This window comes from uncultured Campylobacter sp. (assembly GCF_937949835.1).
Taxonomy (GTDB): domain Bacteria; phylum Campylobacterota; class Campylobacteria; order Campylobacterales; family Campylobacteraceae; genus Campylobacter_B.
In genome coordinates, this window is record NZ_CALEDC010000141.1 from 1 (window position 1) to 5,821 (window position 5,821).

At 46.9% G+C, this 5,821-nt stretch carries 5 protein-coding genes; 2 read left to right on the plus strand and 3 right to left on the minus strand.

All coding sequences use genetic code 11. The features are described from left to right. Together Q0256_RS03105 and Q0256_RS03110 are read left to right on the plus strand one after the other, a co-directional pair. Nucleotides 1-580 (plus strand): hypothetical protein (locus tag Q0256_RS03105; RefSeq protein ID WP_297959953.1); only part of this gene is annotated, 580 nt, incomplete at its 5' end. A gap of 76 nt (nucleotides 581-656) precedes the next feature. Then, the gene (locus Q0256_RS03110) at nucleotides 657-1,676 is read left to right on the plus strand and encodes a hypothetical protein (protein WP_297959955.1); all 1,020 of its coding nucleotides are present in this window, start codon (nucleotides 657-659) and stop codon (nucleotides 1,674-1,676) included. A 479-nt stretch (nucleotides 1,677-2,155) separates the two neighbouring features. Here Q0256_RS03110 and Q0256_RS11575 read toward each other — a convergent pair whose 3' ends face one another. From Q0256_RS11575 to Q0256_RS03125, 3 genes are all read right to left on the minus strand, one after another. Beyond that, nucleotides 2,156-2,362: an ATP-binding cassette domain-containing protein gene (locus Q0256_RS11575; protein WP_367271936.1), complete on the minus strand. Its 207-nt coding sequence runs from the start codon at nucleotides 2,360-2,362 to the stop codon at nucleotides 2,156-2,158. Nucleotides 2,363-3,564: 1,202 nt separating this feature from the next. Beyond that, nucleotides 3,565-3,945, minus strand: a complete 381-nt coding sequence (locus tag Q0256_RS03120; protein WP_297959959.1) for a CrcB family protein — start codon at nucleotides 3,943-3,945, stop codon at nucleotides 3,565-3,567. 386 nt (nucleotides 3,946-4,331) lie between these two features. Continuing rightward, nucleotides 4,332-5,063, minus strand: a complete 732-nt coding sequence (locus Q0256_RS03125) for a sulfite exporter TauE/SafE family protein (RefSeq protein ID WP_297945842.1) — start codon at nucleotides 5,061-5,063, stop codon at nucleotides 4,332-4,334. Between the last annotated feature and the right edge of the window lie 758 nt (nucleotides 5,064-5,821).

Genomic DNA, 5,821 nt, shown 5'->3' on the forward strand with positions numbered 1-5,821 from the left:
CTACCTGCACACTCAAGACCAGCAACCCTCAAACCCTCAAGAAAAAGAAGTAGCACTCATCAAATACACCTTCATCGCAGCCTGCGCCTTAAAAGCTATAGCTGAACTGGTGCTATTGCTATTAGGAATTTACGGCGGATTAGGAGTACTACTAAGCGCAGCGGCATTCGTGCTTTTTATCTTTAGCATTTATAATATCTCCAAGCTTACCGCAAGCCGCAGCCTTTTACGCAACGTAGCCATTGCCTTTGCAGCAATATTTATAGGCGTATTGTTATTTATATTTTTAGCGGGCGGCATCATCGCTCAAATACTACTTGCATTGGGATTCATCGCATCGTTTCTGTTTTTTTATAGATTTTATCAGGAGCTTGCCGATACTAGCGGTGTCGCGATATTTTCATATTGCTTTATTGCGCTTGTACTTGCTGCTATTGCAAATGCGTTTTTGGCGCGTTTTTCGCTGCCTGCTACGGTGTTACTAAGCTTAGCGGCTCTTGCGCTTAACGCTTTTGCTATATTCAGCGTAGAGGGTTTTTCTCGTTCGTATTATTCTTATGATCTTAGAGGCAAGAGATAAATTTTGATTGCTTGATCGGTTGTGGAAAGACCAGCAAAGAGCTAAATTTTTAAAATTTAAAATCAAGGAGCAAGCCGTGGTCTATTTCAAACACATATTTCTCGCGCTATTTTGCGGTGCGCTATTTTGCGGTGCGCTGTTTTGCGGTGCGCTGTTTTGCGGGGCGCTTTACGGCGAAAATCCAAATAAAATTTCAAAGCAAAATTCTAAATCCGACTTCATCTGGGGCGTTACGATCGACGACGGCTGGTACGAGGACGCGCAAGACGCCTCGGGCGCGAAACTACAGAGCATCGTGCGCGCCCTGCAAGCCCTACCCGTAAAGCCCACCGTGCGCGTCGTGATGTCAAAAGAAATTAGCCCGCGCGAGTACGAGCCTCTTTTTAGGCGACTTAGCGAGGTTTCGTACGTGATGGCCTGCCCCGTGGACTCCTACGAGATGAGCTCGTACAAAAGCGTGAAAAGCTACGAAAAGAGGTTCGCGGACGCTTTCGCCGCGCTCGCGCCCTACGTCGCGATCTGGGAGATCGGCAACGAAATAAACGGCGAGGGCTGGCTGGGGGATGATGCAAATTTCATCGCTGCCAAGATGATCGCAGCCTTCGAGCTCATCCACAAAAAGGGCGCCAAGACGGCGCTTACGGCGTATTATACTCCGAGCGGAGCTCAGAAAACGCAGATGTGCGAGTGGCTGCAAAAATTCGTGCCGCAGGATATGAAAGATGGGCTGGATTATCTTTTCGTAAGCTACTACGAGAACGATAACGAGGGCTTTGCGCCTGATTGGAGCGAAATTTTTACCGATCTGCAAAGCACCTTCCCTACTTCAAAGCTCGGCATCGGCGAGTGCGGAAACACGGCGGCGGACGCCACGCAGGCGAGCAAAAAGGCGATGATGAGGCGGTATTATACGATGCCGCGCTACGTGAAAAACTACGTGGGCGGGTATTTTTGGTGGTATTTCGTGCAAAACTGCGTAAGCGGGGCGGGACCCGGTGCTTCAAACGGCAAAAATCGCGGCGCGCACGATAAAGCGAAAGCCGCAGACGAGCTACTAAAAAGCCTTAGCGAAGCAATAGGCGAGGCGTACAGATAATGCGCGGAGGATTTCAAATTTAAAGCGAAATTTTACGATTTTTAAGTGCAACAAGGTAAAATTTAGATATGAAAACTTTTATAAAAATTTTAAAAATTACCGCCTTGGTCGTGAGCGTTGCGTGCGTGCTTTTTGTGCTGTATATATTTGTGATTTTAAATTTGCTTTTTTCATCCGATACGCCCGAGGGTTGCGATCCTAGTATGCCAACTAGCGCTTGCGATTATATCGATGAAAAATTTGAAAAAGAGCTACAAAATTTGCCTCCAGTCGCCGCTCTGCCTAGCCTAGAAAAAAGGCCCGTATTTTGGCTGGGCGAGAAAAGGTTTGCAGGAGGCGCGGAGTTCGACTATCTATATGTTAAAGATGAATTTGGAGTCTGGCTTAGGTATGAGGACGGCGGCAGCGACGACTTTTTGCTACAAAAAGATATGCCAGAGCGCTACTATGGATACGACGAGATCGACCGCTCGCCGGATTTAGATTGGGTGAAAAGAGAGCTTGGATATTACAGATATGGTATCTACGATATTTCGCTTTTTGAAAACGAAGCCAAGATATTTTCTCAAACGGCGTATAAGGTCGTGAGAAAATTTATCGGTTTCATTAAGGACGGCACGGGCTATGGCTACGCGTTGCTGTTCGCCTCCGGAGAGGTCGTGAGGAAATTTATCGGTTTCTTTAATCTACACTCTATGAGGGGCACATCTTTTGCAGCTCCGCAAGGCACCGAGGAAAATTTAAATGCCATAAGCGAGCTTCAAACTCCGCTTGCGGATTTTCCGCAAAAGCAGAACTACTCTGCGCTTGGTTGGGCTGATAAACCAGAAGCCAAAGGCTATGTCGGAGATGAAATAGCCAAAAAGCTCGCTCGCAATATCTTTGAGATCAAAGGCGAGGGATGGCGACAAACCATACATATAAATAGCAGCGCCAAAGATATAAAGGTAATCTGCGGAGATGAAATTTGCCTCGCGCTTGCCTTCGATGAAAGCGAATTTAATCGCTGCGATAACGACGCCCCGCATACGACGATTTATACGCTAAATTTAAAGCAAAAATTTAGCGATTTTTCGACGCTTTCTAGCGAGAATTTTAACTACGTCAAGCTCGGCAATAAGTATACTTTAGACGATGTGGAATCCTTTAAAATAGTTTTATCGAGATTCAGATATATCGAGGGGTATAACAAAGGTCGCGAAATCACGGACTACGAGGTTATCTTGCGAAATAGCGAGGGCGAGCAGGTCAATGAAATTTGCAGAAATGAAATTAAGAGGGCTCGCAGTCGCTTGCGATAAATCTAAGATAGCGCTGCAGGATTTGACACATAAGATCGTGATTTCGGCGCGCTTTAATTTAGCTTCTAAAATTTACGTGAGAATTTTAAAATTCTAAGCTTCAAGCTTTAAAATTTGCCCGCGGAGCTTTTAAAATTTATCGCGCGGCTTAGGTTTATTTTATCCGCGCCAAGACAGCGAAATTTTTAGGGCGTCGCGATAACTAGGCGCAAGATAGCGAAATTTTACAAAGCTGCGGTAAACAAGATACGCAGAGAATGCACGCAAATTTCAAATTTATCTGGATTTTGCCAGCCTGCCCGACGCCGAGCACCATTATTTAGCTACAATCCCTCTCGCTCGCTTTACTTTTCGCTCGTCTTACGATTTGCTCGCCTTATAATTCCTGCTTGATATTGCACTTTGCGAAACTACTTGCTGCGCACCCTTTCGCAAAACTGCACGGCGTGTGGGATTGTGCCCATCGCTCGCAGATTTTGCAGCACATGCGCGCGATAAAATTCCGTAGCGCAGGCACTTTCAATAAATTTTGATTTAAAAGCGCAAGCTTAGAGGCGATTTAAATTTAAAGCTCACGTGCTCCACGGCTAGCCTGCAAGCGCTCTGCCCGCGAGCAGCCCAGCGTAGCAAAACAGCATACAAACGCATACGCTTAAGACCGCGTTTAGCACACCGATAGCAAATTCTCGCGCCAGCAATAATTGCAGCGTATCGTAGCTGAACGTAGAAAATGTCGTAAAGCCGCCCAGCGCGCCTGCGACAAAAAATACCCGCACGCTCTGCGTTAAATTTAGTGCGAGCAAAAACCCTATCAGCAGGCTTCCCAGCGCATTTACGCAAAAAGTAGCAATCGGAAACGCGCTCCAAAACCCGGCGCGGTCCATTGCGCGCGCGATCGCTCCACTTAGGCCTACTCGCGCCATCGCGCCTACACAGCCGCCTAGCCCCGCTAAAATCAAGTTCGTCAATCCAAGTCCTTTTAAAATTTGTAAATTTTATTTCGCCATCTAGCCTCCATAGGACGAAAGATGTGCGACTTCGCTATTTTAACGCGGTTAGTTAAAATTCCGCTTTTAAAATTTGCTCGCACTTTTTGAAATTTCATTTTAAAATTTTACTTGCGCGACGAAACGCGACATTTTACGCAGCGCGGCAAAACGGCGATCAAACGCGCGCAGTGTAAGAGGACGGTAATGCAAACTACGAAACGCAAAAGGACGGCGTAGCAAAACAGCGCGAACGCTTAAAATCGCTCTGACATGCCCGTAGCAGGCGCCTAAACTGCGCTTGTAGCGGAACTATCGCAAAGCAAAACTATAGCGCGGCAATCGCTGCAGCGCTACTACAGCGGGCGCTACTGTAGCACCTTTTTTAGCGCCAGCGCAAATAGCACGACGTAGAGGACGAGCAGCCATTTTTTCTGCGTTTCGCGCTTTGCACGGCGAGCCTGAGAGGTGCCGAAATACACGCCCAAAAGCCCGCCCACGGCTAGCAGCGCGCCGCGTTCGTAATCCACATGGCCGTTGTACGAAAGGCTCAAAAGCGCGCTAAATGAGCCGAAAACGATGAAAAATAGCCCCATGCAGACCGCTCTTTTGATATCGACGCCCAAAAATCCGACCAAAATCGGCGTCAGAAATACCGCGCCGCCCACGCCCATGCTAAGCGCGATCGCGCCGATAGCAAAGCCGATGAAAAACAGCACCGCGCCGTGGGGATCGGCGTTGCCGCCGCTTGTTACGTTCGTGCTAAAGAGCTTGAGAAATGAGATCGCAAGCGTCAGCAAAAGACCGATCTCAAGCACGATTTCTGGCGAGTATTTTACGATGAAGCCCGATATGCTCGCGCCGCACAGCCCTCCGAGCCCCACCGCGATGCCGCTATCTAGGCGAAGCTTGCCCGCGCGGTAGTTCAGATATGAGCCGAAAAGCGAGACGATGAACATCTGCATCACCGAGATGCCCGCGGCGGTCTTGACGTCGTAGCCTAGAGCCATCATCACGGGCATTACGACCGTGCCGCCACCGATACCGAAAAAGCCCGATATGAAGCCCACGACGACGCCGACAAAGGGGAGTTCTAGCATTTTTGATCCTTAAAATTTGAAGCGAAGTTTATAGCTTTAAAATTTAAAGCTTGCTAAATTTGCGAAATTTTTAGATTTGAAAGCGGAGGATTTTAGCTCAAAATTTCAAGCGCGGGATTTGCTAAATTTGGAAATTTGTGGGATTTTAAAGTGCGAAATTTTAGAGCACAGAATTTTAGCTTAAAATTTATGTCTTAATTTTGGCTCAAAATTTTATCGCAACGGAACGTAAGCCATAATTTCGGCTTAAAATTTTATACGGGGTTAGCCCGATCTGCATTTGTTTGTGTTGTGACTTCGAAGTATAAATTTTTTAGATCATAATTCTGCGCCTATACCGCGGCGGTTTAGCATAAATTTGGATTAAAATTTTACGTTTAGATCATGGGCGCAGTATTTTTGCCTCGATTAAATTTCGACTAAATTCTATCACGGCGAAATTTCATACGGCGAAATCCCGTACGGTAAAATTTTAGACAAAATTCTGCGGCGAAATTTCCGCGCTTTGTATTCTAAAAATCGCCGCAAAATCGGTGCAAAGTCACGACAAGATCGGCGTAAAATTTTATGCGGAGCGCTCAGATGCAAAGAGCGTAAATTTTGCTCTGAAAAATCCTTACGGTAAAATTTCGCCGCCAAAAGCTCGCCCAAAGCTCACAAAAAGAGTGCCCAAAAACCAAAAAGCCGCCGCCGCAAAATTCTCGCGATAAAATTCCGCTCGCAAATTTCTCCCGGTAAAATTGCTTTGGATGGGGCGG

Excerpts from the sequence above, each read along its gene's own strand:
- Q0256_RS03125 (WP_297945842.1), bottom strand. The coding sequence starts at position 5,063 with ATGCTAGAACTCCCCTTTGTCGGCGTCGTCGTGGGCTTCATATCGGGC.